The organism is Pseudohalocynthiibacter sp. F2068 (genome assembly GCF_023015645.1).
Taxonomy (GTDB): Bacteria; Pseudomonadota; Alphaproteobacteria; order Rhodobacterales; family Rhodobacteraceae; genus Pseudohalocynthiibacter; species Pseudohalocynthiibacter aestuariivivens.
Genome location: NZ_JALKAK010000015.1, coordinates 1 through 23,724 on the forward strand (window position 1 = coordinate 1; position 23,724 = coordinate 23,724).

Consider the following 23,724-nt stretch of genomic DNA (forward strand, 5'->3'; position numbering starts at 1 on the left):
AAAAACTGTCGCGGGATGGAGCAGCCCGGTAGCTCGTCAGGCTCATAACCTGAAGGTCGTAGGTTCAAATCCTACTCCCGCAACCAAAATTTATCATTATATAACAGTAATTTAGCGACCGTCCTTGGGTGGCCTTTTGCGTTGGCAAAATCGCCGCGGAAGCACGCGGCGAGGCAGGTGAAAAAGCCCTTGTCTTAGCTAGGATGTTACCCCGGACGGCTGGGCAGCCCAGGGTAGGTTTTTCGTTTCGCGATTAAAGGTTACCCTTGTTCATTTCACTGGCGATATGATCGGCTTGCCGAATAGCAAGCGCCACAATCGTCAGAGTTGGGTTTTCAGCCGCACCGGTCGTGAACTGGCTGCCGTCCGAGATGAACAGGTTAGCGATATCGTGAGTCTGACCGTGTTTGTTCACGACGCCATCTCTTGGATTCTCCGACATTCTGTTTGTGCCAAGGTTATGCGTTGACGGGTAGGGTGGTGTCGGGAAGACACGCGTTGCGCCAACCGCGTCATAGACCGCCGCACCTTGCTTATAGGCATGGTTGCGCATGGCAATGTCGTTGGGATGATCATCAAAATGCACATTTGGTGCTGGCAGGCCGAACTGGTCTTTTACCTTGTGGTTCAGCGTGATGCGGTTTGTTTCCTGTGGCATGTCTTCGCCCACGATCCACATGCCAGCCATGTTTTCATAGCCGTCCAACGCGGTCGTAAATTCGCGACCCCATGCACCGGGATCAAGGAATGCGGCCATAAAGGGCAAACCCAACCCCAAGGTTTCAAGTTCATACCCACCAACAAAACCGCGGGACGGATCGTGGCGGGATTCGTCCTGAATGATGCCTGCCATGGTCGTTCCACGCCACATTTTTACGGGTTTGTCGAACACCGCGTAGACCGATCCGGTCATGTGTCGCAAATAGTTGCGTCCAACCTGACCGGAACTGTTTGCCAGGCCGTCGGGGAACATGCTGGACGCAGAATTCAGTAGCAAGCGCGGACTTTCGATTGAATTCCCAGCCACGCAGACAATGCGCGCCTTTTGCATCTGCTGGTTGCCGTCCGCATCCGCGTAAAGAACGCCGGTAATCTTTCCGGAGTCATCATGTTCGATCTTCAGAACATGTGCGCGTTCTCGTACTTCAAGGTTGCCGGTGGCTTCCCCCCTTGGGATGTCGGTGTAGGCGGCAGACCATTTTGCCCCCCATTTACAGCCCTGAAAGCAAAAGCCTGTTTGTTGGCACGCCATTCGGTCATCGTAGTCTGCCGAATTGATTGCCATGCGGCCAGTATGCACCTCTTTGTAGCCAAGGGCTTTCGCTCCAGCTTCAAAAACCTTGAAGTTGTTGTTGCCCGGCAATCCAGCCCGGTCACCAGTACGGGTGACGCCCAGCTTGGTTTCGGCCTTTTCATAATAAGGCGCCATTTCCGCGCCATCTATCGGCCAGTCCAGAAGGTTTGCGCCCTGTACGTCACCGTAGTTGGTTTTCGCTTTCCATTCATGGTCCTGAAAGCGCAGCGAAGCGCCAGCCCAGTGGGTTGTTGTGCCGCCGACCGCTTTCACGATCCATGCGGGCAGGCCCGAAAAATCATTGGCAACGCGCCAGTCACCTGATGTGGTGCGGGCGTCGAGCCAGGCTAACTGGCCAAAACTTTCCCACTCGTCGTTGATGTAATCTTCGGGCAGATATCGCCCTCCGGCCTCAAGCGCGACAACGTTCACGCCTTTTTGCGCAAGCTCGTTTGCCAGAACACCGCCGCCAGCGCCGGTTCCGATTATGACGACAACGCTGTCGTCGTTCATGTCATATGGTGCAGCCATTGTTATGTCCTCCCTCAGATCCAGTTGATGTCGTCAAAGCCACGGTCGATGTAACCGCCTTTGCTAAAGCTTTCGCCCTCATAACCAAACAACGGCCAAACGGCTTTTTGATTGTAGAGCCCGGTTACAAGACCGCCGCGTACGGTTTGGAAAAAGCCGCTGTCTTCCATGCCGCGCAAAATGTCGACGCGATCACGCTCCCAACCGGTATCGACGTAACTGGCGAAACCCATCCCAACAGCAGCGGCGTTCAACGCGGCGATGCCGGATTCGACGGTTTCTGCACTATCTGCGTTGTCATAGCCTTTGACCGCCGCTGCATAGAATTCGTCAGCCACGTGATCATGTGGGTAGATGTCGCGTGCCATCTGGATCAGGGTTGCCATTGTTTCTGGTTGAAGGTGTTCAACCTCCATAGCCCAGGCGGCTGATGTGCTCGCCACATAGCCGGAACCTACGACAAAAGCAGCACCTGCTGCCACACTGTGCGAAAGTAGGTCCCTTCGGGTCAGTGTTAGTTTTTTTGATCCCATAGTCATGGAGTCCTCCCTATCTTTAGTTTGAGTCAGTGATAGCGTCCGTGCCTTTGCAGCACTTCGATTTGGTAGCCGTCCGGATCCTGCACAAAGAAGAACCGCGCCAGCAAACTGCCGTCTTTGTTAAATTCTACGATCTTGCGTGGCGCATAACCTGCATCGTTGAAGCGCGTGTGCTCAGCATCCAGATCTTCAACACAGAACGCTATGTGACCGTAGCCATCGCCAAGGTCGTAAGGTTCAGTTCTTGCTTTGTTGATTGTGAGTTCCAGCTCAAAGCTGGCTTCGGGGTTGCTGAGATAGACGAGCGTGAAATCGTCAAAATCCATCCGCTCAGCAGACGTAAGCCCAAAGGCATTTTCATAGAAAGAGACCGAGCGATCTTCCTCCAGGACGCGAATCATTGCGTGGATTGCTTTTGCCATTGGCACCTCCCTAACCCGAACAACTGCATGATCTGGTAAGGGTAGCGAACCAATTTAGGGCCTTGGTAGTAACGAGGTACTACACCTGAAATTTATTCAGCAGCGATCGATTCTGGTGCTGACGACAGATGGTGCTGCCGTATCAGGCAGGCACAGCGAAGCAATGAGGTGAAATTAGGAGCTTCTCCTCTAAGCTCAAGGACTTCGGAATGGAGCTTGGACACAAAAGCAGGTGTTGTGAGCCCCTCGTTCTGCGCTATTCCGTCAACGATTTCCCAAAAAGATTTTTCCAGGCGGATGCTTGTGCTCTGCCCGTTCAGGCGCAGACGCCGCGTTTCGGGCTGATAATCTTTAGGGTCTTGTCCGGCAAAAATCTGACACATGACTTGCCTCCCAAACAGTCATTAGAATTCTAATTTTGATGTGAATCCACAAATTAGCAAGTTTTTAGATTTTTGGCTCAAATCCCGCGATGAGCTGGCGCAACCCGAATGCGGCACCAATAACGATTGCTGCGAGCGTGACGGGCGCGCTGAATGCCAATAGTGAAAACGCTGACAACCCCTGGCCAATGCTGCACCCCATAGCAACAACCGCGCCAAACCCCATCATGCAGGCTCCGAGAATTTGCCTGCGCAATTCCCGCGGATCTTCACATGCTTCCCACCTGAAATGGCCTTTGATCAGACTGCCGATAAATGAGCCCAACAATACCCCAAACACAGAGCTAGTACCGAAGCTGACGGAACTTCCGCTGGAGGTCATGGCGTAGAGCATTGTTTCACCGATTGGGGCAGAGAACGTATGCGATACGATGGGAACCACGTCAAAGCCGTGGCGCGCGACCCATTGCGTGCCCGCCCAGCCGCTGACGATCGCCAGGCCGACGACAACGCTCCAGAACAAGGCCTCTTTTGAACGGCGTATATTTGGGGACATAAGCGCAAGAATAAGAACGAGAAGACCGATGCAAAGGCCGATCGGGATAGCCGACAGCCCTGTTTGCGATGCCAGAGAATGCGCGAAACCGGGCGGGGTTCCAACCACGGGTTCGGACGGAAAAATTGTTATGCGCAGCTTGGCAAGCGGACCGGACAGCATGACGTAAGATGCCAGCCCCATGACCAGTACAATCACAAAAGACCGCATGTCCCCGCCACCCAGACGCGCGAGCGCACCGAAACCGCAATTGCCAGCAAGCGCCATGCCGTACCCAAAAACCAAACCACCAATGATACTGGCAAGTGGGCTCCAGGTCTGAGACAGGTAAAAAGCCTGTTGTGTCTCAAGTAATCCGAGACCCGAAAGAGAAAAGGTGCCAAATATTGCTACACCAAGCGCGACGAGCCACATGCGAATTCGCAGATCGTCCCCGCCATAGAGCAGGTCCTCGATCGCACCTAACGTGCAAAACCGTCCAAGGCGCGCAGCGAGCCCCAAGGCGACACCGCCAAGCAGCCCAACTATAGCGACAAGCATTGCGTCACTCATAATTTCCTGCATCGTTTGACCTCCTCCTCAGGTCAAAACCGGAAGGTCATAGCAACCGATCAGCGGTTACTATTCATTCGGACTTGCAAAACAAATCATAGACAACTTCCATGATTTGGCGCGAACGGTCATCTGTCAAGCTGTAGTAAATTGTCTTCCCGTCGCGGCGTGGGCTTACGAGTCCTTCGTGGCGCAAACGGGAAAGCTGCTGTGATACGGCTGCCTGGCGTGCGGATAGAAATCTTTCAAGTTCGGTAACCGATTTTTCGCCGGTTGCGAGGTAGCAAAGGATCATCAGGCGGCCCTCGTGGCCAAGTGCCTTTAGAAAATTCGACGCTCGGGTCGCATTTTCGTGCATCAAGCTCATATCGTCTTTGGATAAGGTTTCATCAAATACTGGCAGCGCCATCTTTTTCTTCCCGAGGTCGTTTTATCCGATTGTTCGCAAATACCCTTGTTTTAAGGGTCGCGTCAAATGCGGTACTCGTTTCATTGCTCACAAGTTTGTGCAAGTCCTTTGCCTCTTAACCTGCGATGTTTGTAGTTGCTCCCCTGATGGGTATCCTTTGAAAAAGAACTCCGAGAAGACCCCAAAAGAAATCTTCTCCCGGATAGCCTTCGATGCGCCCAACTTCTATGCCGTTATCCATCAGGATAAAAGTTGGTGTGAAACGGACCGGAAGCTTGAACGTGAGATCAGACGGTTGCGGGTCATGAAGATCGATACGCCGTAGCGGAGCGTGCGCGCCTTCTTCGGTTTTCGGATAAATCGGTGCAATTTCTTCGTTCCAGCGTATACACCATAGGCATCCCTGTTCTTCAACCATAATCAAATTAGTTCCGGCCCAGGCCGTTGAAAACATACTTAGAAAGCTGAAAGTCAGCACTAGAGATTTTAAGAAACAAGACATCGTTGAACCACTCGAATGCATCAGATCATTTGACGACCAGACAACAAACAACATAATTTGAATATTTGAATGAATCAAGAACTGGGTCAGCACATGTTCGATATCACCTATACCGGCGCTATAATAGCGGGGCTCCTATCGTTTCTTTCCCCCTGTGTTTTGCCGATCGTACCGTTCTATCTCAGCTACCTGGCCGGAGTTGGTATGAACCAAATCTCCGCAGACGCGGTTATTTCGGTTTCCGTCCGTCGGCGCGCGGTTTTGTCCGCGCTCCTTTTTTCTTTCGGAGTGATTACGGTCTTTATGGCCATGGGGGTAACGGCGACTGTTTTTGGCCAGTTGGTTCGTGAATGGTTTGACGTCCTTCGCTGGATGGCTGCCGCATTGATCATCGTCATGGGTTTGCATTTCCTTGGTGTGTTGCGAATTGGGTTTCTTTACCGGCAATTCAGGGCGGATGCAGGGGATACATCGAACCTCAGTTTTTTAGGGGCCTATGTTATTGGGCTTGCCTTTGCTTTTGGGTGGACGCCCTGTGTGGGTCCGGTTTTGGCGACAATCCTGTTTACCGCAGCGGGCGCAGAAACTGCTGGGCGCGGGGCCGGGTTGTTGTTCGCTTATGGTGCAGGGATGACATTGCCGTTTGTGATTGCGGCAATGTTCATTGCACCTTTCATGCGCTGGATGGCCCGTTTTAGGCGCCATTTGGGTCTGGTTGAAAAACTGATGGGCCTGTTACTGATACTGTTCGGGCTTCTGATCGCAACAAATTCAATCAATTACATAGCTCAATGGATGCTCGATACCTTTCCTGTTTTTAGTCGCATTGGGTAATCTGAAAAGGAGAAACGACCATGAGAATTTTTCTTACCTTCCTGGCAGCAGCGTTTCTTGCGTCATCTTCCTGGGCTGTGGAACTTGGTGATGATGGTCTGCACAAAACTGCGTGGATGCGGGATACGTTTAAAGACCTGAACGAGGATTTGGCTGAGGCAAATGCAGAAGGTCTGCGTCTTGCATTGTTTTTTGAACAACGCGGCTGCGTCTACTGCACCTCAATGCATGAAGAGGTTTTTCCGCAACCCGAAATCGCCAGCTATATTGAAGAGAATTACTTTGTTGTTCAACTGAACTTACATGGTGATCTTGGTGTGACGGATTTCGATGGCGAAACGCTTTCGGAAAAAGATATGGCCAGAAAATGGGGAATTCTCTTTACGCCAACCATTTTATTCTTGGCTGAAACGGTGGAAGATGGTCAATCAGCACAGCAGGCATCTGTCGCAATGATGCCAGGTGCTTTCGGTGCAGGGACCACCCTAGACTTGTTCACATGGGTCAATGAAAAACGGTACGAGTCAGTGGATGACGAGGATTTTCAGCGCTATCACGCCCGGCGGATTCGTGAACGAAACGATGGAAGCACAGACTAAACAGGCAGAACGCAACAATAAATTCAAATAATCGAATTTATTGTTGCGTCGACACAAAGCAGTGCGCTACGTTTAACCCGAAAGACAAAAAGAAAAGTTTTCAAGTCTTAGGGAGGACACATGAAGCGAACCATATTATTCGCAGTCGGGCTTATCGCTGCTTCGACGGTCGTGATGGCGGGAACAACAGCACCGTCTGATGTTTCTTTCGACGATCAGGGTGCTATCGCCAATACACTCTCCGGAGCGGCAGGAGACCCGGAAAGTGGTAAGACGATTATGAGAACGCGCGGGCTCGGCAATTGCATAGCCTGTCACGAGGTCAGCGAACTTTCAGACTTCCCGTTTCACGGCGATATCGGCCCTTCACTTGACGGAGTTGCTGGTCGTTGGTCTGCAGAAGAGCTTCGCGGCATTGTTGCAAATGCGAAGATGACATTCCCAGACACCATGATGCCGGCGTTTTACAAAACCGATGGCTTTATCAGGCCCGGCAACGGTTTTACCGGTAAGGCCGCCGAAGGAGAGCTGGAGCCATTGCTCAGCGCTCAACAGATCGAAGATGTTGTCGCATATCTGCTCACGCTCAAAGAAGAATGAGCACGGCATTGTTTAAGGAGCAATCATGAATTTAACACGTAGAGACACACTATTGATGGCCATCGGCGGCGCTGTTGTTGCAGCATTGCCAATGCCGGTATTTGCCGCTGCGACTGAGGACCAGATCGCCGAATTCACTGGCGGGGTCGAGCCCGGAACAGGCGGTATAACCCTCACCGCACCCGAGATTGCGGAGAATGGCAATACTGTTCCGATCGAAGTCGATGCGCCAGGCGCGGTATCCATCATCATCCTTGCAGCAGGCAACCCGAACCCGGGTGTGGCAACCTTCAACTTTGGTCCGCTTGCCGGATCTCACGTCGCCTCAACCAGAATTCGTCTGGCTGGTACGCAAGATGTGGTTGCTGTTGCAAAAATGGCTGACGGAAGCTTCGTGCAGGCCTCGCAAGAGGTGAAAGTCACAATCGGCGGCTGCGGCGGCTGACAGGAAGGGATTGAGACATGGCAGAAAATGTTAGGCCTCGCGTACGTGTTCCAGCAACCGTCGCGGCAGGAGAAACGATTACGATCAAAACCTTGATCAGCCACAATATGGAATCTGGTCAGCGTAAAGATGGCGATGGAAATGTCATTCCTAGATCGATCATCAACCGCTTTACCTGCGATTTTAACGGTCAGAATGTCATTGATGTGACGCTTGAGCCAGCAATCTCGCGTAACCCATTTTTTGAGTTTCAGGCAACGATCTCTGAAAGCGGCACATTCCAGTTCACCTGGTATGACGATGATGGGTCCGTCTACGAAGAACAAAAAGAAATCGCCGTAGAATAAGATGACGCGACTGGGAGGAAGATCAATGAAAGCATTGGCTCTTAAGGGAGTAGCCGCAGTATCGGCGCTGTCGTTTGTGGCTGCGTCTGCTTTGGCGGACGAAAACGCAAATCTGGTCGTGAATGGTGAAATCGACATGACCATTCGCGCACCTGCGCCTGATCATATGGAAAACATGAGCGAGGTTATGTCTGGCTGGCTTTTCCGATCAAGCGAAACGCAAGCCCTGCAATTAGACGACTTCGAAAATCCGGGCATGATCTGGGTTGATGATGCGCGTGAAGTATTTGCCAGTGAAAGCGGATCGGGCGGGGAATCCTGTGCCTCGTGTCATGACAGCCCCGAAGCACTTGCTGGTGTTCGCGCTGTTTATCCTAAATGGGATGAAGAGCATGGCGAGGTTCAGTCGCTTGAGATGCAAATCAACGAGTGTGTGACCGAGCGGATGGGTGGAGAACCCTGGAAATACACTGGCGGGACGATGGTCAATATGACTGCACTGCTGGCGTCAGTCTCGCGGGGGATGGCAGTCAACGTTGCAATTGACGGGCCTGCACAATCCACATGGGAAATGGGGCGTGATCTTTATTACACGCGCACAGGCCAACTGGAGCTAAGCTGCGCGAATTGCCATGAAGACAACTATGGCAACATGATCCGCGCAGATCACCTATCGCAGGGTCAGATCAATGGCTTTCCGGTCTACCGCCTGAAAAACGCCAAGCTGAATGCTGTGCATTCGAGGTTCAAGGGCTGTGTACGTGATACGCGTGCACAAACATATTCGCCCGGATCACCAGAGTTCATAGCACTGGAGCTTTATGTTGCCTCACGTGGCAATGGCCTTTCGGTCGAAGGACCATCTGTTCGTAACTAGTTTTCAACCCGCGCCGCGTGATCGGTGCGGGGTTTTTGTAAGGTTAAACATTCAATTTAACGCATGCGTATTTTACGAAAGGTATTCACATGATCTCTCGCCGACATTTCTTGCAAGCGGGCCTCGCTGCCTCAGCAATTTATGGCGCATCCGGTTTTGGGAATTGGTCACGACTGGCGGCGCAGCAGGCGCTGACACAGGAAGATCTTCTTGGGTTCAATACGACCGGCAACGTAACCCTTGTACACATCACTGACATCCACGCACAGTTGAAACCGATTTATTTCCGCGAGCCTGAGATTAATCTTGGCGTAGGTGGTGTGATCGGAAAACCGCCGCATGTCACTGGTGCTGATTTTCGTGAACTTTACGGATTGGGGCAGGGGTCAGCGCTTGATTATGCATTGACTTATGACGATTTCACCGCGCTGGCTAAGGGCTACGGACGCATGGGTGGAATGGACCGGATCGCGACAGTCGTCAAATCTATCCGCACAGATCGTCCCGACGCGCTGGTGCTTGATGGGGGAGATACCTGGCAAGGCAGCTTGACTGCGCTCAGAACCAACGGTCGTGATATGGTCGAGACCTTCAATTTGTTGGGCACAGATGCGATGACCTCGCACTGGGAATTCACCCTTGGCATCGACCGGGTGATGGAGATTGTCGAGAATGAACTGAACCATCCGTTCCTGGGTGCCAACATCTTTGACACGATGTGGGATGAGCGCGCGTTTGAGCCATATAAAATGTTTGAACGTGGCGGTGTGCCGATCGCAGTGATCGGTCAGGCCTTTCCTTACATGCCAATTGCTAATCCAGGCTGGATGTTCCCCGATCTGAGTTTTGGCATCCGGCAGGACAACATGGCTGAAATGGTTGCTGAAGTGCGTGGCAAGGGGGCCGAGCTTGTCGTGCTTCTGTCGCACAACGGGTTTGACGTTGACCGCAAACTTGCCGCTGACGTTGAAGGCATCGACATCATTTTGACAGGGCACACCCATGACGCATTGCCTGAACCTGTTCTGGTCGGCAAAACCCATCTGATTGCTAGTGGTAGTCACGGAAAATTTGTAAGCAGACTGGACCTCGATGTACGGGATGGCGGCTTGCAGTCAGTCAATCACAAGCTGATACCGATTTTCTCGGATGTCATTGCAAAAGACCCTGAGATGTCAGCATTGGTTGACAGCCACCGTGCGCCTTACAAGGATGAGTTGGAGGAGGTTATTGGATCGACAGACAGCCTTCTCTATCGTCGTGGGAATTTCAATGGAACGTGGGATGACCTGATCTGCAATGCGCTGATTTCTGAGCGCGAGGCCGACATTGCCTTCTCACCTGGCTTCAGGTGGGGAGCGTCTTTGCTACCCGGGCAGGACATAACACGCGAAGACATCTTCAACGCAACCGCGATGAGTTACCCCGAAGCCTACCGCACGGAAATGACGGGTGAATTCATTCACACAATTCTGGAAGATGTCGCAGACAATTTGTTCAACCCGGATCCATACTATCAGCAAGGCGGCGATATGGTGCGTGTAGGCGGTATGGGATACCGGATCGATATCAACAAACCACAAGGCGAGCGGATCACCGAGATGACTCTGTTGAAGTCCGGTGAACAGATCGACCCCGCCAAAACCTATGTGGTCGCTGGCTGGGCCAGCGTGAACGAAGGTACCGAAGGACCCACGATCTGGGACGTTGTCGAAAGCCATATTCGCAAACAGGGCACAGTTTCGATCGAACCCAACGACAGTGTGGAAGTCGTTGGGGCGTGAGTATTAGCGGGGTGCGAGCCCCAGCTAAAAAGAAGAAAAGAGAGGACAATGACGATGGTCAAAATATTCAAGGGTTCGAAACCATCACGCCGATCATTCCTCAAAGGCGCACTAGCAGCAGGTGGGGCAGTTACAGGGGCTGGTCTGGCACAGGCGGCACCTGACACTGCGATAACGGAACTCCAGCCGTGGAACCAGAATCTGGGCGACGGTGTTGACGTAAGCTCGTATGGGGTGCCATCCGAATTTGAGGCGCACGTTCAACGCAAGAACGTAGAATGGCTGACCGCAGATACAGTGTCCTCCATCAACTTCACGCCTCTGCACGAACTGGATGGTATCCTTACGCCGAATGGGTTGTGTTTTGAACGCCACCATGCAGGTGTCGCAGAGGTTGATCCTGCCAAGCACCGCCTGATGATCAATGGGCTTGTAGATAAACCATTGGTTTTCACCCTGCAGGATCTGATGCGGTTTCCACGGGAAAACCACGTTTATTTCCTTGAATGCGCAGCCAACACCGGGATGGAGTGGCGCGGTGCGCAGCTTAACGGCTGCCAATTCACGCACGGTATGATCCATAACGTGATGTATACTGGTGTGCCGCTACGCCTGATCCTTGAAGAAGCCGGTGTGAAGACCAACGGCAAATGGGTGATGCCGGAAGGCGCCGACGCCTCTGCCATGACGCGATCAGTGCCGATTGAAAAAGCGATGGATGACTGTCTTGTCGCGTTCAAAATGAACGGTGAAGCGCTGCGTCCCGAACAGGGATATCCGATGCGACTGGTTGTTCCCGGTTGGGAAGGCAACATGTGGATCAAATGGCTGCGCCGCATCGAAGTCGGCGACATGCCATGGCATCACCGCGAGGAAACCTCAAAATATACTGACTTGCTGGAAAACGGTAGCGCGCGTCGTTTTACTTGGGAGATGGACGCGAAATCGGTCATCACCAACCCATCACCTCAAGCGCCTTTGAATCACGGTAAGGGCCATACAGTTCTGACCGGTGTGGCCTGGTCTGGCAGGGGTACAGTTCCACGTGTGGATGTGACGCTGGACGGAGGAAAGAACTGGCATCAGGCCCGCATATCCGGGCCGTCGCTGCCGATGTCGATGCACCGGTTCTATTTCGAATTTGACTGGGACGGCAGCCCGCTGCTTTTGCAAAGCCGGGCGCATGATTCAACCGGCTATGTCCAGCCAACCAAGGACCAGCTGCGCGTGATTCGGGGCGAAAACTCAATCTACCACAATAACGGTATCCAAACCTGGTATGTAAACGAACAAGGGATCGCCGAAAATGTCGAAATTTCTTAAGATTCTAGCACCAGCCGGAGCGGGTGCCCTTGGAGTTTTGGGGTCTGCTTACATGTTGGCCGACCAGTTTGTCGTGGACATACCGGCACCAGTGCGCGGCAGTATTGTTGTCGCTGCAAACGCCGCAACCGAGGACACGACGGGTACTGAAGAAGCTTCTGTCAGCGCCGAACCCATGGCTGAAATCGAACAAGTTGAAATGATGCTGCAGTCACCAGAAGGCGGATTTAGCCTTGGTCGTGAGGCCCTGAGTGAAGAAGTTGCTGCATGGGATATTGATGTACGCCCCGATGGTCTTGGCTTGCCCGAAGGTAGCGGCGATGTTTTCACGGGCGAAGAGATATATCTTGAAAACTGCGCGATGTGCCACGGCGATTTTGGCGAGGCCATTGGCCGGTGGCCCGTTCTGGCCGGGGGTGAGGGGACATTGGATGGCGAAGATCCTGTTAAGACTGTCGGATCATACTGGCCCTATGCGTCGACCATCTTTGACTATATTCACCGGGCAATGCCGTTCGGCAACGCACAGTCGCTTACCGATGACGAGGTCTATGCGCTTACCGCGTACGTTCTTTACCTTAACTATCTGGTTGAAGATGACTTTGTACTGAACAGGGAAACATTTGCCGAAGTGCAGATGCCTAATCAGGATAACTTTTTCATGGATGACCGGGCAGAGGTAGAGCTAGGTGAATTCTCCAAAGAAGCTTGTATGGAAAATTGCAAAGACACGGTGGAGATCGTCAAGCGTGCCCGCGTTCTGGATGTGACGCCCGAGGCGGCTGAAAGTGATGAAACACAAGAAAATGCTGCTGAAGAAACGACAGAGCAAATGGCAGCTGCAGAAACCACCCAAGCAGTAGATGAAGCCAGCGAAGAGACAACGGATGCCACCGACGCGATAGACCCGGAATTGGCTGCGGCAGGCGAAACAGTGTTCCGTAAATGTCGCGCCTGCCATCAGGTTGGCGAAGGTGCTTCAAACCGGGTTGGCCCGCATTTGAATGCTATCATTGGCCGTTCCGTAGGCTCGGTCGAAGGTTTCCGTTATTCCAGCGCTATGCAGGATGCCGGGGGTGGCGGTCTTGTCTGGTCTGAAGAAAGTCTCGGAGAGTTTTTGACGAATCCGCGAGACTTCCTTGCGGGCACCAAAATGTCTTTTGCAGGTCTTCGCGATGAAGGCGATGTTGCCGCGATCATCGCCTATCTCGGCAGCATGAGCGAATAGGGCATCGAAGAATGCGACGGATTTTTCTTACCACTCTGTTGTCACTGGGATTTGCGAGCCAGGTCACGGCAGAGGCCGGGGGAAACGCCGAACGCGGTGAAGCTCTATTCCGGCAATGCGCTGGGTGTCACCAGGTTGGCGAAGGTGCCGAGCACCGTATAGGTCCAAGTCTGAACGGAGTTTTCGATCGTAGCGCGGGGGCGGCCGAGGGCTTTCGGTATTCGAACGCTATGGAGCGAACCGCAACCGGGGGGTTGGTCTGGACCTACGAGTCTCTCGATACGTTTATCGAGAACCCCAGAAATCTGGTCAGTGGAACCCGGATGAGTTTCAGGGGGATCGCAAACCAGAAGGATCGCGACGATCTGCTTGCCTATCTGCGCCTGTTCTCGGCCAGCCCGGCGAATATTCCAGAAGCAGCACCGACAGCCAAAGGCTTGGATCATGATTTTGATCCTGAAATTTTAGCAATCTCCGGTGATCCGGCTTATGGCGAGTATCTCTCAAACGAATGCACGACGTGCCACCTGCTCAGCGGGAATGATAATGGCATTCCTTCGATCACAAACTGGCCGGTCGAAGATTTTGTGATCGCACTGCACGCTTACAAGAACGCAAAGCGACTGCACCCCGTCATGCAAATGATGGCAGGACGCTTGTCAAACGAAGAGATTGCGGCCTTGGCCGCGTATTTTAAAAGCCTCGACCAATAGGGGCACCGTTTTTTGGGGGAATTGATATGAAACTTAACAGACGTAAGTTTATTGGAACCACTGCTGCTGCTTCGGCTCTTCTTGCAGCACCAATGGCGATTGGATCGGGGCATGGCCGCGCGAAAGTTGTGGTGATTGGTGGCGGCGCAGGTGGCGCAACTGCTGCGCGTTACATTGCCAAGGACAGCAATGGCGAGATTGACGTTACCCTCGTTGAACCCACACGCACTTATTACACCTGCTTCTTTTCTAACCTTTATATTGGCGGGTTCCGCGAAATTGACTCGATTGCACACAGCTACGGAACACTTGCCTCTGAATACGGTGTCAACGTTATTCATGACTGGGCAATCAGTGTGGATCGGGATGCAAAGACTGTTACGCTGGCTGGCGGTTCGGCGCTTTCCTATGACAAGCTTATCCTGTCGCCAGGTATTGATTTTGTAGATGGTGCCGTACCTGGGTGGGATCTGAACTCACAGAACGCAATGCCGCATGCCTACAAGGCTGGTTCGCAAACCGAATTGCTGAAAGCCCAGATCGAAGCAATGCCCGAAGGTGGCACCTTCGCGATGGTGGCCCCGCCCAACCCGTTCCGCTGCCCACCCGGGCCATACGAACGCGTGTCGATGGTTGCGCACCGCCTGCGCGACATCAACCCGACCGCAAAAATCATAGTCGCCGATCCCAAGGAGAAATTTTCCAAGATGGCGCTGTTTCAGGAAGGCTGGGCGGACAACTACAGCGGTATGATTGACTGGATCGGCGCTGATTTTGGTGGCGGCAATGTTGAAGTCGACCCACACGCAATGACCGTAAGCATTGATGGCGAAGTTACAAGTGTTGATGCCTGTAACGTAATCCCAGCGATGAAAGCTGGGCGCATCGCTGAAATGGCAGGGGTCACGGATGGAAACTGGGCCCCGGTAAATGCAAATGATATGTCGTCCAAGATGGACGAAAACGTATATGTGCTTGGGGATGCAACCTCGCAGGGCGATATGCCGAAATCAGGGTTCTCGGCGAACAGCCAGGCGAAGGTTTGCGCAAATTCTGTGCGTGGTGCGCTCACAGGCTCAAGCGTGTTTCCGGCCCGTTACTCCAACACCTGTTGGTCGCTGATCGACACTGACAATGGCGTCAAAGTTGGTGCTACCTACGAAGCTACTGAAGAAAAGATTGCGAAAGTTGACGGGTTTATCTCCGCAACTGGCGAAAGCGTTGACCTCAGGGCCGCGACCTATCGGGAATCCGTCGGATGGTACGATGGAATCACGGCCGACATGTTCGGCTAGCGACACACGGATGAATTGAGGCATATCAAGGCCGGACGTTTTGTTTCGGGTTATTTTGGCTGATTAGAAGGAGAGAGAGTTATGAAAACTGCTCTGTTAACGTTGGCGTTTGGTGCGATGGCAGGCTTGGCGATGGCACAGGAGGCCGTCACCTATAATTTCGCCGGTTCCTTCGAAGACGCCGCTTTCGGTGTTGAAAGCGCTATCGTCGGTGAAGGACTGGTGATTGATTATGTCAGTCACGTGGGCGAGATGCTGATTAGAACAGGCGCTGATGTCGGAAGCGACAAGGTGATTTTCGAAAATGCGGACATCTTCGTTTTCTGCTCGGCAGTTCTGTCACGTAAGGTGATGGAGGCCGATCCTATGAATATCGCCCACTGCCCATATGGTGTTTTCGTAGCTCAGCAAGGGGAGGCTGTGACTGTTGGGTATCGCACATATCCCGATGGCCCGATGCAGGAAGTTCAGGCCCTGCTGGACAGTATCGCAAAAAGTGCGGTGAGCGAGTGAGTGAGATAATATGGATTACGAAAAGCACTTTGCAGATGAACTGAACCGGTTGCGCGAAGAAGGCAACTACCGTGTGTTCGCAGATTTGGAACGCCACAAAGGCGCGTTTCCCTCTGCAACAAACAGGACTGGCGGCGGTGCACGCGAAGTGACGATCTGGTGCTCCAATGACTACCTTGGGATGGGTCAACATCCGGCGGTTTTATCCGCGATGCACGATGCGCTCGACAAATCAGGCGCCGGGGCCGGTGGGACACGGAACATATCGGGGACCACCCATAATCACGTGCTGCTGGAACGGGAACTGGCCGATCTGCATGGCAAAGAAGATGCACTGCTTTTCACCTCAGGATATGTTTCAAACTGGGCGGCACTGGGGACGCTTGCGTCAAAGATACCTGACTGTGTTGTGCTGTCTGATGCGTTGAACCATGCATCGATGATCGAAGGTATCCGTCATTCCCGGGCAAAAACGCTGATCTGGAAGCATAATGACCTCGCTGATCTTGAGTCAAAGCTCGCGTCTCTTCCCGCAGGTCAACCCAAACTAATTGCGTTTGAAAGCGTTTATTCAATGGACGGTGATATCGCCCCGATTGCTGAAATCTGTGATCTTGCAGACCGGTACGGCGCAATGACCTACCTTGATGAAGTCCACGCGGTTGGCCTTTACGGCCCACGCGGCGGCGGGATTGCCGAGCGTGAAGGTTTGATGGACAGGTTGACGGTGATCGAGGGAACACTGGGCAAGGCATTTGGCGTTGTTGGCGGTTACATCGCGGCCTCTGCGCAGCTTTGTGATTTTGTGCGAAGTTTCGCCAGCGGATTTATCTTTACCACGGCGTTACCGCCTGCAGTTGCTGCTGGTGCTGCGGCCTCTGTTCGGCATCTGAAGCAAAGTGGCGAAGAGCGCGACTTGCAGAAAAAGCGCGTAGCGCAAGTTCGGGCGAGGCTTGACTCAATCGGAATTCCACACGAACTAAACCCTAGTCACATCATTCCTGTGATGGTGGGTGATCCGGTTAAATGTAAGTATATTTCTGATGTGCTGCTTGACGAATATAGCATCTATATCCAGCCGATAAACTATCCGACTGTGCCAAAGGGTACAGAGCGTTTGCGCATCACACCGTCGCCCGTCCACAGCGAAAAAGACATAGACCGTTTGGTTGCCGCGCTCGGCGACCTTTGGGCGCAATGCCAGCTTGCCCGTCTTCCGATGGCCGCACAGTAGTCCATGCTCGCACTATTCGAGGCCCTGATTGAACGCTACGGCGAAGGCGCCCTGCTGGTCACTGCGGGGCTTGTTGTTGGCGTGGTTTTTGGCGCCTCTGCACAGCACAGCAGGTTTTGTTTGCGTGCGGCCACTGCAGAATTTTCATCCAGGCAATTAGGGCCGCGAACCGCGATTTGGCTAGTCGCTTTCTTTGCGGCGCTGACCCTCACGCAGGGGCTTGTCGCATTTGGTATCCTTGATGTGAGCCAAGCGCGTCAATTGGCTGCGACAGGCAGCCTGTCAGGCGCGATCATCGGAGGCACGTTTTTCGGGATCGGAATGGTTTTGGCGCGCGGATGTGTAGGCCGACTTCTGGTTCTTTCGGCAACAGGGAACCTCAGGGCGATTGTGACAGGTTTGGTTTTGACACTTGTCGCGCAAGCCTCATTGAGCGGAGTATTGGCCACACTGCGTGAAAAGCTAGGCAGTCTTTGGGTGGTTTCTGGTGGCGAGGCCCGGGACCTGCTCCATATTACCGGGCTGGGGCAGGGCACCGTGACGGTGCTTGCTGTCATACTGCTCGGTATTTCGATTGGGATAGCATTTTATCGTAGGTGTGGTCTTTCACGCCTTGTTGCCGCGGCACTGGTTGGCGGTGCCGTCGCGCTGGGCTGGGCGCTGACCTACGATATTTCGCTGTCTTCTTTTGATGTTGTTCCGGTTTCAAGTGTAACCTTTACGGGTCCATCAGCGGATACTTTGATGGGGCTTGTGAATAACAAGTCCATGCCCGGAAGCTTCAGCATCGGCCTTGTACCGGGTGTTTTTCTGGGGGCCGCAGTTATGGCGATTTTAAGTGGAGAGTTCCGGCTTCAGCGTTTTGGCCCGGACACACCGATGGAGCGATATCTGGTTGGCGCGGTGTTTATGGGATTTGGCGGTATGCTGGCCGGTGGCTGTGCTGTTGGTGCTGGCCTGTCCGGGGGGGCGATCATGGCGCTGACCGCTTGGATTGCCGTGTTTTTTATGTGGGTCGGTGCGGTGTCAACGACACTTATCATGCAGGCTGTTGCACCGCAGGCGGTAACTGGGGCCGCTTCTGCCGCCTGACTAAAAGTCTTCAAACTCCATTTGCTCATAGACGCGCCCGGCGTTCTTTGTTGCCAGTTCTTCGTAGGTATCAAGGTGCGCATAAGGTGTTTGGTCCACGTAATACGCGTCTGTCAGGCTGCCGCCTGCATCAAGATGCTCGCGGATCTTCGCGCGCAAATACTCAAGATAGCCTTTTGTGTATCTTCGGACCTGATCCATGTTTGTCGGGTGGCCGTGGCCGGGGATGACATAAGTTGCCTTTAGCGCTTCAAATTCCGTATCCCAGGTTTCCAGCCAGTCTGCTGTTAACGTGTCCGGGAAAATGGGTAACATGCGCTCGTGAAATGCCATGTCACCAGAAATCACCAGATCTTGGTTTGGCAACCAGACAACAACATCACCCGCACTATGCGCTGGGCCTAAATGTCTGACCTCAATGCGATACGCCCCAAGTTCGACGATATATTCGTCTTCAAACGTGATTGTCGGACCCTGTAGAAAAGTTCCTTCAGCTTTGTCCTGATTGTAACGCTTCATCGATTCCAAAATTTGAGTGCCATCTTCTTCAAATTCATGTGCTGCATCGACATGTGCAACGATAGGCACGCCTTGCTCTGCCCAGTAGCCATTACCAAGCATCGCGTGGCCCTGTCCGTTTTCGTTTGTAACCAGCACCACCGGTTGGTCAGTCACAGTTTTGATTTCGTCGTGCAAGGCTTTGGCGAGCACATAGGCCGCGCCACTGTTAACAACCACGACACCTTCGCCTGTCACAATGAAGCTGAGGTTGTTGTTATGCCCGGTGTTTTCATAGTTGGGTGGGGCGGTGGCGCCAATAGCGGAAAATACACCCGGTATAAATTCGACAGGCTTGGAATAGAGTGGCGAGCCCGGATATTGGTCTGCAATATCTTCGCTTGCCCATGTGGGAACTGAGCAAACAATCAAAGCGGCCGCGAGGATGAATTTCATGAAATGCTCCTATGGAATAAACCGAAAACCGCTTCCGGCGCGTTCAACACGCCCGATGCCGGGATATGGCAGGTGAAACCCAATCATTGGGATTTGTGCTGTAGAAATTTGATCAAGCAGCGAGATCCGCGCTTGTGCCGCCATTTCGCCATCCTGATCAGACCCGGATATCCAACCGGGTTGTTCAAAGGCAACATGATGGTTGGCAATTGCGTCACCGACGACCATCAGGCTTTCAGCACCGCTGCGCAGTTCAAACGCCATGTGGCCGGGTGTATGGCCGAAACAAGCTCTGGAGGCGACACCGGGCAAGATTTCCTCATCATCTTTGAAAAATGAAGTGTTGTCTTCGATTTGTAAAAGCCGCCGCTGTGCTCCAATTGCAAAAGTTGTTCTGTTTTCGCCAATTGTTTCAACGGTCTTTGGGTCTGTCCAGTAAACCCATTCTGCCTGTCCGATAAGATACGTCGCATTGTAAAAATATAGCTCATCGAAATCGTCCATAACGCCCCAAAGATGATCGGGATGTGCATGGGTGAAAACCACATGCGTAACCTCGCCGGGATCGATGCCAAGAACGTCAAATGCCTCGCCAATTTTACCAGCAGTTTGCATGAAATCCGGGCCGGAACCGGCGTCGAACAAGATTGTCCGTTCTCCGTCACGCAGCAGCGTGAGGTTGCAGTCCGGCGTGACCTGTTCACGCGATATGTTGTGGCGGGAAAGAATGTCGCCCAATTCGGACTGAGGCATCGCGCCGAACACAAAATCACCGGGCAAAACAAGATTGCCGTCACTTAATGTGTCTATTTGAAAAGCGCCGAGCTGTGTAGACGTCTGCGCCCAGATCTTTGACCCGAATGCGGTGCTTGCACCTGCAATGGATAGGGTGGCGAGGGACTTTGACAAGAACATCCGTCTGCTGGTTTTCATTTTCACGCCCTATCCCATTAAATTCTATTATATGAATATGAATGAATTTTAAGAGTCGATCAATAGCTGTGCTTTAACTTGACGCTTTAAGCGAAAAAGGTTTTGACTCTGACACATTAATAATGAAACTGATGTCATATTTATTTAATGAGAATACATTTAATGAATGCCGAAGCACGAAAACTGGCAACCAAAGGGAATTTTGGTTTTCCTACCGAACTTGCACGCGCCGCAAAAGACGCACGAAAGGGCGAGCGGACGAAAGCAAATATTCGCATTGCTGTGTGCCATTGCCTGAACAAACTTAGCCTCGCTGATTTAACAGTTTCCGAAATTTGCCAAGCGGCGAAAATAGCGCATGGTACGTTCTATATATATTTCGCCGACCGCAACATTCTGGTCGGTGACGTAGCGCTCCGGTATATTTCTTTTGTCCAAGGCGAGATGCACAGGGCGTCGCAGCAGGAACCTGCAGATCCGATGCGCGCAGCAACCGCCACATATGTCGCGTTGTTCGAGCAAAATCCCGGCCTGATGAAATGCCTTATCAACCACCTGGATGGGTTTCCCGAAGCGAAGAAAGCGTTCCAGACACTAAACCGACAATGGCTTGAAAATGTCGTCGCGGCGACAGAACGGCGGCTTGCACTGGAAGGCAGGTCTTTGGCGCATGATGAATTGATGCGCCGGGCCTATGCGCTTGGCGGAATGACAGATCAGTACCTGACAGGTCTACTGCTTTCAAACGATCCCAATATGGCGTCTTTCTCCAGCGACAGGGACGCCGTGATCGACACCCTTAATTTGCTCTGGCGCAGAGGGATGGAACCTTAATGCTTGTAAAAAACGCAGAGAAAATGAACAGCGCTGAGCTTTTTCTTCACAATCAGAAGGCATGGGAAAAGCAAAGCGCATATGTTGCTGCCAAGTCTGACTTTTATCATAAACTCTGGGAGGGAGCGGTCCCTCCGAAGGATCTAAAAGACCTTCCCAACCTGCCACTGTCCGATAAGGCGCAGCTCCGTGTTTCTCAAGCCAATCATCCCCCTTTTGGAAATTACCTTGCGGCGTCTAAGCGCGCGGCTGTTCGTTTGCACAGAACATCAGGAACCACCGGGCAGGCAATGAACCTCGCCTTGTCAGCGCGGGACGCTGAGATTACCCAGATTGTCGGCGGGCGGGCACAAAGTTCTGCAGGTTTGACACCTGATGATACGGTTGCGCATTGCCTGAATTACCAGATGTGGATGGGCGGCGTGACTGATCACCTGACGCTTGAGGCAACGGGTGCCCTTGTCATACCTTTCGGCGTTGGTGGAACTGAACTTCTGATCAGAACGATAAAAGAGGTTGGTGTCACGGCCATTTCCTGCACTCCGTCCTATCCCGCGGTTCTTGAACGCGTCATCGCGGAAAAGTTTCCCGGGTTGGCCCCGCGTGATCTGGGTCTCAGGCTGGGGTTGTTTGGCGGTGAACCGGGGCTTGATGACCCAACGTTTCGGGAGCGTTTGAAAAACACCTGGGGGTTCGAGCCGCGCAATGCAAACTTCGGCGTTTCAGATGTGTTTTCGAATTTCGCCGCTCAATGTGAATACGATACGCGTCTTCATTTTCTTGCGCAGGATGTTTTGTACCCTGAGCTTATCGACCCCGAGAGCGAAACACCGATACCTATTGAAGCCGGCAAAACCGGAGAGTTGGTATTGACCCATCTTGTGCGGGACTGTCAGCCGCTGGTTCGGTTTCGTACAGGTGACATTATCGCCATTGATGAAACAGAGCTTTGTCAATGCGGCTGCGCAGGCTTTCGGTTTCGTGTCGTTGGCCGTTCTGACGATATGATTGTTGTCAGGGGGCTCAACATGTTCCCGACAATGGTCGCAACCGTGATCAACAGTTTTGAGGACGTGACGGGTGACTACCGGATCGTGCTGGATCGACCGCCGCCATACGATGTGCTTCCTGTGCAAGTTGAACTGGCGTCTGGTCGTCCGGTATCGCAGGAACTTGCCCGAAAGATCGAAAAGAAATTCAAAAAAACACTTGGGGCTTCCGCGCATGTCAGCTTGTTGCCGCACGGGGCGTTTCCTGTAACAGAGGGAAAAACCAGACGCGTGATTAGGAGTTACGAATGACCGAGCAAACCTATGAAACCGTGCTGAGCGTTCTTGGTGAAAAAGGCGTCAGAACGATCACGCTGAACCGGCCTGCAAGCCTGAATGCAATGAACCGCCAGTTGATTGACGAAGTGGCGCGGGCTTTTGACGATGCAAACGCAGATACAGAGACCAGGTCAATCGTTTTCACGGGCGCCGGCAAAGCGTTTTGCGCAGGGGACGATCGGCGCGAACATGTTCACCCTGACTCTGAAGAGGAAGCGCGTGATCTTGTTCAGGCTATTCAACGCGCAACCCATGCCATCATTTTTGGGGCAAAGCCCGTTGTAGGCGCGATCAACGGTTGGGCCGTTGGTGGCGGTTTTGAATGGGCGATCAATTGCGATTTCCCAATTTGGGGCAAAAGCGCGAAAGGGTTTTTCCCTGAAGTCTCGTTAAACATTTTTGTAACCGGGGCGGTAACTTCCCTGCTGCCGTCGATGGTAGGCCTGCACAAAGCCCGCGAAATGCTTTTTTTTGGGGAAAAATACACAGCAGACGACCTATTGGATGCAGGGGTTGCATGGCGCGTCGAGGCGGATGACGCGCTTCTTGAAAAGGCACAGGAAACGGCCGAACGTTTGTCTGATCTGCCTACCTTGTCGGTGCGCTCAATGAAACGAGTGCTGAACGCCATCGCAACGCCAGATTTGCATCGCGCGCTGCAACTTGAAACTGACGCGACGGTGGCTGGTTTTATGGACCCGGAAACGACAAAACGGTTGTCTTCCTTCTAAAGAAGGGGTGTACACCACGTGAAGCCCGTGGTGCGTTCAAAACCAGATTTCAGGCGACGGCGCTATGCCATTTGGAGATGACTTGCGAAAGGTTTTCTGCAGGGAAAAGCACGAGCGCGGCGCGGTTTTCATTCTCTGCAAAAAGAACGGAGTGTTGTTCCAGTGACGGAGATCTTAGCACAATGCATCTTTTGGCTTCTGCAGAGTTCCCGCCTTGCTTTAGCCCAATATCGGGGATTGAGAAACCGTCGCTTGCGAGGCTTACGAGGCGTTCAATCAAGGCTTCATCCCCAGATTTTCTAGTAACTGAGCCCTCTTTCAATTGAATCCATGCAGAGGCGATATCCCGACAAGATGCAAGAAAGGATGCGACCGCGCTTTCCTCATTTTCTTCGGTTGTTTCCACGGCATCCAATGACCACGCCTGCGCCAAAGAATCTGGTGAGCATCCGACCTCTGAAGACCCCATCGCCCGGGAAAGGCCGTGTGAGGTTACTTTCAGTTTTGTCGCTTCTTCTGAAAATGCGTCCAGCAACCGTGCCATGTCGTCGATTTCGGGCCCATGCGCATCAAATGTCGCAACCTTCAAAAGAGACTTGAAAGAAGTGGCCAGTCTTTCAGGTAAAACTTTGCTTACGCAAAGCAAGCGCCGGCCCGAGACCTCAAGCCCGATCATATCGCCGCGATCGTTTCTAAACTCAAGCTCACGACCAAGTAATGTCTCGTCAATTTCGCGCAACATTACTGTCATCACTTCATCAAGGTTGCTGACCTTAAAGACGTGACCGTCGCTTTTTGCACCAAATTCCTCAGCACCCAGCTTTTCCAGCTTGCTCTTGAGCCTATTGATATCGTTCACAATTGCAGACCCA

27 protein-coding genes and 1 tRNA gene are annotated in these 23,724 nt (G+C 52.7%); 18 read left to right on the top strand and 10 right to left on the bottom strand.

What is annotated here, in order from left to right:
• The first annotated feature begins 9 nt into the window (after nucleotides 1–9).
• Nucleotides 10–86 (top strand) — tRNA-Met (locus MWU63_RS15710).
• A gap of 167 nt (nucleotides 87–253) precedes the next feature.
• Here the strand turns inward: MWU63_RS15710 and MWU63_RS15715 are convergent.
• The 7 genes from MWU63_RS15715 to MWU63_RS15745 form a co-directional block, all read right to left on the bottom strand.
• The gene (locus MWU63_RS15715; protein ID WP_213890314.1) at nucleotides 254–1,825 is read right to left on the bottom strand and encodes a GMC family oxidoreductase; all 1,572 of its coding nucleotides are present in this window, start codon (nucleotides 1,823–1,825) and stop codon (nucleotides 254–256) included.
• A gap of 14 nt (nucleotides 1,826–1,839) precedes the next feature.
• On the bottom strand, nucleotides 1,840–2,358 hold the full coding sequence (locus MWU63_RS15720; protein WP_213890422.1) for a Twin-arginine translocation pathway signal: 519 nt from the start codon (nucleotides 2,356–2,358) through the stop codon (nucleotides 1,840–1,842).
• Nucleotides 2,359–2,390: 32 nt separating this feature from the next.
• Nucleotides 2,391–2,786, bottom strand: a complete 396-nt coding sequence (locus MWU63_RS15725; protein WP_213890315.1) for a VOC family protein — start codon at nucleotides 2,784–2,786, stop codon at nucleotides 2,391–2,393.
• A gap of 92 nt (nucleotides 2,787–2,878) precedes the next feature.
• Nucleotides 2,879–3,169, bottom strand: coding sequence for a ribbon-helix-helix domain-containing protein (locus MWU63_RS15730; RefSeq protein WP_213890316.1), 291 nt, complete (start codon nucleotides 3,167–3,169; stop codon nucleotides 2,879–2,881).
• Nucleotides 3,170–3,233: 64 nt separating this feature from the next.
• Nucleotides 3,234–4,289: a YeeE/YedE family protein gene (locus MWU63_RS15735; protein WP_247078636.1), complete on the bottom strand. Its 1,056-nt coding sequence runs from the start codon at nucleotides 4,287–4,289 to the stop codon at nucleotides 3,234–3,236.
• Between the two features lie 61 nt (nucleotides 4,290–4,350).
• Complete coding sequence (locus MWU63_RS15740) at nucleotides 4,351–4,686, bottom strand: metalloregulator ArsR/SmtB family transcription factor (protein WP_213890318.1); 336 nt, start codon at nucleotides 4,684–4,686, stop codon at nucleotides 4,351–4,353.
• A 115-nt stretch (nucleotides 4,687–4,801) separates the two neighbouring features.
• Entirely contained in the window at nucleotides 4,802–5,140 is a 339-nt protein-coding gene (locus MWU63_RS15745; protein WP_246531773.1) for a hypothetical protein, read from the bottom strand.
• A gap of 141 nt (nucleotides 5,141–5,281) precedes the next feature.
• On the opposite strand from MWU63_RS15745, the gene MWU63_RS15750 reads away from it, so the two are divergent.
• The 14 genes from MWU63_RS15750 (at nucleotide 5,282) to MWU63_RS15815 (ending at nucleotide 18,072) form a co-directional block, all read left to right on the top strand.
• The gene (locus tag MWU63_RS15750) at nucleotides 5,282–6,022 is read left to right on the top strand and encodes a cytochrome c biogenesis protein CcdA (RefSeq protein WP_213890424.1); all 741 of its coding nucleotides are present in this window, start codon (nucleotides 5,282–5,284) and stop codon (nucleotides 6,020–6,022) included.
• A gap of 20 nt (nucleotides 6,023–6,042) precedes the next feature.
• Nucleotides 6,043–6,621, top strand: a complete 579-nt coding sequence (locus MWU63_RS15755) for a thioredoxin family protein (RefSeq protein WP_213890319.1) — start codon at nucleotides 6,043–6,045, stop codon at nucleotides 6,619–6,621.
• A 120-nt stretch (nucleotides 6,622–6,741) separates the two neighbouring features.
• A complete protein-coding gene (soxX, locus tag MWU63_RS15760) occupies nucleotides 6,742–7,221 on the top strand; it encodes a sulfur oxidation c-type cytochrome SoxX (RefSeq protein WP_213890320.1) in 480 nt (159 codons plus the stop codon).
• Nucleotides 7,222–7,246: 25 nt separating this feature from the next.
• A complete protein-coding gene (gene soxY / locus MWU63_RS15765; RefSeq protein WP_213890321.1) occupies nucleotides 7,247–7,666 on the top strand; it encodes a thiosulfate oxidation carrier protein SoxY in 420 nt (139 codons plus the stop codon).
• Between the two features lie 17 nt (nucleotides 7,667–7,683).
• Nucleotides 7,684–8,013: a thiosulfate oxidation carrier complex protein SoxZ gene (gene soxZ, locus MWU63_RS15770; protein ID WP_213890322.1), complete on the top strand. Its 330-nt coding sequence runs from the start codon at nucleotides 7,684–7,686 to the stop codon at nucleotides 8,011–8,013.
• Between the two features lie 25 nt (nucleotides 8,014–8,038).
• Nucleotides 8,039–8,890, top strand: a complete 852-nt coding sequence (soxA, locus tag MWU63_RS15775; protein WP_213890323.1) for a sulfur oxidation c-type cytochrome SoxA — start codon at nucleotides 8,039–8,041, stop codon at nucleotides 8,888–8,890.
• Nucleotides 8,891–8,979: 89 nt separating this feature from the next.
• Nucleotides 8,980–10,674, top strand: a complete 1,695-nt coding sequence (gene soxB / locus MWU63_RS15780; protein ID WP_213890324.1) for a thiosulfohydrolase SoxB — start codon at nucleotides 8,980–8,982, stop codon at nucleotides 10,672–10,674.
• A 48-nt stretch (nucleotides 10,675–10,722) separates the two neighbouring features.
• Complete coding sequence (soxC, locus tag MWU63_RS15785; RefSeq protein WP_247078638.1) at nucleotides 10,723–11,997, top strand: sulfite dehydrogenase; 1,275 nt, start codon at nucleotides 10,723–10,725, stop codon at nucleotides 11,995–11,997.
• Complete coding sequence (locus MWU63_RS15790) at nucleotides 11,981–13,225, top strand: c-type cytochrome (RefSeq protein WP_247078640.1); 1,245 nt, start codon at nucleotides 11,981–11,983, stop codon at nucleotides 13,223–13,225. The genes soxC and MWU63_RS15790 overlap by 17 nt, the downstream gene beginning before the upstream one ends.
• Before the next feature lie 11 nt (nucleotides 13,226–13,236).
• Nucleotides 13,237–13,938, top strand: a complete 702-nt coding sequence (locus MWU63_RS15795; protein WP_213890327.1) for a c-type cytochrome — start codon at nucleotides 13,237–13,239, stop codon at nucleotides 13,936–13,938.
• A 26-nt stretch (nucleotides 13,939–13,964) separates the two neighbouring features.
• Complete coding sequence (locus MWU63_RS15800) at nucleotides 13,965–15,233, top strand: NAD(P)/FAD-dependent oxidoreductase (protein WP_213890328.1); 1,269 nt, start codon at nucleotides 13,965–13,967, stop codon at nucleotides 15,231–15,233.
• A gap of 81 nt (nucleotides 15,234–15,314) precedes the next feature.
• Nucleotides 15,315–15,746: a DUF302 domain-containing protein gene (locus MWU63_RS15805; protein WP_213890329.1), complete on the top strand. Its 432-nt coding sequence runs from the start codon at nucleotides 15,315–15,317 to the stop codon at nucleotides 15,744–15,746.
• Between the two features lie 10 nt (nucleotides 15,747–15,756).
• Nucleotides 15,757–16,980: a 5-aminolevulinate synthase gene (gene hemA, locus MWU63_RS15810; protein WP_213890330.1), complete on the top strand. Its 1,224-nt coding sequence runs from the start codon at nucleotides 15,757–15,759 to the stop codon at nucleotides 16,978–16,980.
• 3 nt (nucleotides 16,981–16,983) lie between these two features.
• Nucleotides 16,984–18,072 carry a YeeE/YedE family protein gene (locus MWU63_RS15815; RefSeq protein WP_213890331.1) on the top strand — a complete coding sequence of 363 codons (1,089 nt, stop codon included), beginning with the start codon at nucleotides 16,984–16,986 and terminating at the stop codon, nucleotides 18,070–18,072.
• Here MWU63_RS15815 and MWU63_RS15820 read toward each other — a convergent pair whose 3' ends face one another.
• Nucleotides 18,073–19,026 (bottom strand): MBL fold metallo-hydrolase, encoded by a 954-nt coding sequence (locus MWU63_RS15820; protein ID WP_213890332.1) that lies wholly within the window; start codon nucleotides 19,024–19,026, stop codon nucleotides 18,073–18,075.
• Between the two features lie 9 nt (nucleotides 19,027–19,035).
• Nucleotides 19,036–19,959 carry an MBL fold metallo-hydrolase gene (locus MWU63_RS15825; RefSeq protein WP_213890333.1) on the bottom strand — a complete coding sequence of 308 codons (924 nt, stop codon included), beginning with the start codon at nucleotides 19,957–19,959 and terminating at the stop codon, nucleotides 19,036–19,038.
• Nucleotides 19,960–20,121: 162 nt separating this feature from the next.
• On the opposite strand from MWU63_RS15825, the gene MWU63_RS15830 reads away from it, so the two are divergent.
• From MWU63_RS15830 to MWU63_RS15840, 3 genes are read left to right on the top strand one after another with little or no spacing between them, the layout of a single operon-like run.
• Nucleotides 20,122–20,793 carry a TetR/AcrR family transcriptional regulator gene (locus MWU63_RS15830; RefSeq protein WP_213890334.1) on the top strand — a complete coding sequence of 224 codons (672 nt, stop codon included), beginning with the start codon at nucleotides 20,122–20,124 and terminating at the stop codon, nucleotides 20,791–20,793.
• Entirely contained in the window at nucleotides 20,793–22,094 is a 1,302-nt protein-coding gene (locus MWU63_RS15835; RefSeq protein WP_213890335.1) for a phenylacetate--CoA ligase family protein, read from the top strand. Before MWU63_RS15830 ends, MWU63_RS15835 begins: the two co-directional genes overlap by 1 nt.
• Nucleotides 22,091–22,852: an enoyl-CoA hydratase/isomerase family protein gene (locus tag MWU63_RS15840; protein WP_213890336.1), complete on the top strand. Its 762-nt coding sequence runs from the start codon at nucleotides 22,091–22,093 to the stop codon at nucleotides 22,850–22,852. Before MWU63_RS15835 ends, MWU63_RS15840 begins: the two co-directional genes overlap by 4 nt.
• A gap of 49 nt (nucleotides 22,853–22,901) precedes the next feature.
• On the opposite strand, the gene MWU63_RS15845 is transcribed toward MWU63_RS15840, so the two are convergent.
• Nucleotides 22,902–23,711 (bottom strand): hypothetical protein, encoded by an 810-nt coding sequence (locus tag MWU63_RS15845; RefSeq protein WP_213890337.1) that lies wholly within the window; start codon nucleotides 23,709–23,711, stop codon nucleotides 22,902–22,904.
• Nucleotides 23,712–23,724: the final 13 nt, after the last annotated feature.

What these genes read in the sequence shown, in the direction of transcription:
- soxC (WP_247078638.1), top strand. Translation starts at nt 10,723, where the DNA reads ATGACGATGGTCAAAATATTCAAGGGTTCGAAACCATCACGCCGATCA.
- MWU63_RS15750 (WP_213890424.1), top strand. Translation starts at nt 5,282, where the DNA reads ATGTTCGATATCACCTATACCGGCGCTATAATAGCGGGGCTCCTATCG.
- MWU63_RS15825 (WP_213890333.1), bottom strand. Translation starts at nt 19,959, where the DNA reads ATGAAAACCAGCAGACGGATGTTCTTGTCAAAGTCCCTCGCCACCCTA.
- MWU63_RS15820 (WP_213890332.1), bottom strand. Translation starts at nt 19,026, where the DNA reads ATGAAATTCATCCTCGCGGCCGCTTTGATTGTTTGCTCAGTTCCCACA.
- MWU63_RS15795 (WP_213890327.1), top strand. Translation starts at nt 13,237, where the DNA reads ATGCGACGGATTTTTCTTACCACTCTGTTGTCACTGGGATTTGCGAGC.
- MWU63_RS15790 (WP_247078640.1), top strand. Translation starts at nt 11,981, where the DNA reads ATGTCGAAATTTCTTAAGATTCTAGCACCAGCCGGAGCGGGTGCCCTT.
- MWU63_RS15735 (WP_247078636.1), bottom strand. Translation starts at nt 4,289, where the DNA reads ATGCAGGAAATTATGAGTGACGCAATGCTTGTCGCTATAGTTGGGCTG.
- MWU63_RS15745 (WP_246531773.1), bottom strand. Translation starts at nt 5,140, where the DNA reads ATGTTTTCAACGGCCTGGGCCGGAACTAATTTGATTATGGTTGAAGAA.
- MWU63_RS15755 (WP_213890319.1), top strand. Translation starts at nt 6,043, where the DNA reads ATGAGAATTTTTCTTACCTTCCTGGCAGCAGCGTTTCTTGCGTCATCT.
- MWU63_RS15815 (WP_213890331.1), top strand. Translation starts at nt 16,984, where the DNA reads ATGCTCGCACTATTCGAGGCCCTGATTGAACGCTACGGCGAAGGCGCC.
- MWU63_RS15730 (WP_213890316.1), bottom strand. Translation starts at nt 3,169, where the DNA reads ATGTGTCAGATTTTTGCCGGACAAGACCCTAAAGATTATCAGCCCGAA.
- MWU63_RS15740 (WP_213890318.1), bottom strand. Translation starts at nt 4,686, where the DNA reads ATGGCGCTGCCAGTATTTGATGAAACCTTATCCAAAGACGATATGAGC.
- MWU63_RS15830 (WP_213890334.1), top strand. Translation starts at nt 20,122, where the DNA reads ATGAATGCCGAAGCACGAAAACTGGCAACCAAAGGGAATTTTGGTTTT.
- MWU63_RS15840 (WP_213890336.1), top strand. Translation starts at nt 22,091, where the DNA reads ATGACCGAGCAAACCTATGAAACCGTGCTGAGCGTTCTTGGTGAAAAA.
- soxA (WP_213890323.1), top strand. Translation starts at nt 8,039, where the DNA reads ATGAAAGCATTGGCTCTTAAGGGAGTAGCCGCAGTATCGGCGCTGTCG.
- MWU63_RS15720 (WP_213890422.1), bottom strand. Translation starts at nt 2,358, where the DNA reads ATGGGATCAAAAAAACTAACACTGACCCGAAGGGACCTACTTTCGCAC.
- soxX (WP_213890320.1), top strand. Translation starts at nt 6,742, where the DNA reads ATGAAGCGAACCATATTATTCGCAGTCGGGCTTATCGCTGCTTCGACG.
- soxB (WP_213890324.1), top strand. Translation starts at nt 8,980, where the DNA reads ATGATCTCTCGCCGACATTTCTTGCAAGCGGGCCTCGCTGCCTCAGCA.
- MWU63_RS15835 (WP_213890335.1), top strand. Translation starts at nt 20,793, where the DNA reads ATGCTTGTAAAAAACGCAGAGAAAATGAACAGCGCTGAGCTTTTTCTT.
- hemA (WP_213890330.1), top strand. Translation starts at nt 15,757, where the DNA reads ATGGATTACGAAAAGCACTTTGCAGATGAACTGAACCGGTTGCGCGAA.
- MWU63_RS15805 (WP_213890329.1), top strand. Translation starts at nt 15,315, where the DNA reads ATGAAAACTGCTCTGTTAACGTTGGCGTTTGGTGCGATGGCAGGCTTG.
- MWU63_RS15725 (WP_213890315.1), bottom strand. Translation starts at nt 2,786, where the DNA reads ATGGCAAAAGCAATCCACGCAATGATTCGCGTCCTGGAGGAAGATCGC.
- MWU63_RS15715 (WP_213890314.1), bottom strand. Translation starts at nt 1,825, where the DNA reads ATGGCTGCACCATATGACATGAACGACGACAGCGTTGTCGTCATAATC.
- soxZ (WP_213890322.1), top strand. Translation starts at nt 7,684, where the DNA reads ATGGCAGAAAATGTTAGGCCTCGCGTACGTGTTCCAGCAACCGTCGCG.
- soxY (WP_213890321.1), top strand. Translation starts at nt 7,247, where the DNA reads ATGAATTTAACACGTAGAGACACACTATTGATGGCCATCGGCGGCGCT.
- MWU63_RS15800 (WP_213890328.1), top strand. Translation starts at nt 13,965, where the DNA reads ATGAAACTTAACAGACGTAAGTTTATTGGAACCACTGCTGCTGCTTCG.